General features: G+C 65.9%; 1 protein-coding gene. It reads right to left on the bottom strand.

All coding sequences use genetic code 11. The features are described 5' to 3' along the window. A partial coding sequence (locus BRO63_RS24345; protein ID WP_256943398.1) for a phosphate acyltransferase occupies positions 1 to 707 on the bottom strand: 707 nt, incomplete at both ends.

Here is a 707-nt window from a genome sequence, read left to right on the forward strand (position 1 = left end):
CCGAACCGAAGTTCGAACGCGACAGCAGCGCGACCTTGGGCGCCAGATACATGCGGCGCATCTCGTTGGCGGCGGCGATGGTGAATTCGGCGATCTGTTCGGCCGAAGGTTCATCGTTGACGTGCGTGTCCACCAGCACCACCGTGCGCTCGTTGAGCAGCAGGATGTTCATGGCGGCGTACACGTTGTGGCCGGGACGGCGGCCGATGACCTCGTCCACGAAACGCAGGTGATCGTGGTACGCGCCGACCGAACCGCAGACCATGCCGTCGGCGTCGCCCAGGCGCACCATCATGGCGCCGATCAGGGTCATGCGGCGGCGCATTTCCACGCGCGCCATTTCCTTGGTGATGCCGCGGCGGCACATCAGTTCCCAGTACGTGGTCCAGTACTGGTGGAAGCGCTCGTCGTATTCCGGGTTGGTGACTTCGACGTCCTCGCCCAGGCGCAGCCGCAGGCCCAGCTTTTCAATGCGGGTCAGCAGCACCGACGGACGGCCCACCAGGATGGGACGGGCCAGGCCTTCATCGACGATCACCTGCACCGCGCGCAGCACGCGCTCGTCTTCGCCTTCGGCGAACACGATGCGCGCCGGCCCGCCCTCGCGCACGATGCGCTTGGACGCCGAGAACAGCGGCTTCATGAAGGCGCCCGAGTGGTACACGAACTGCTGCAGCTGCTCTTCGTAGGCTTCCAGGTCGGCCAGC

The organism is Achromobacter xylosoxidans, from assembly GCF_002192695.1.
GTDB classification, from domain to species: Bacteria; Pseudomonadota; Gammaproteobacteria; order Burkholderiales; family Burkholderiaceae_B; genus Achromobacter; species Achromobacter xylosoxidans_C.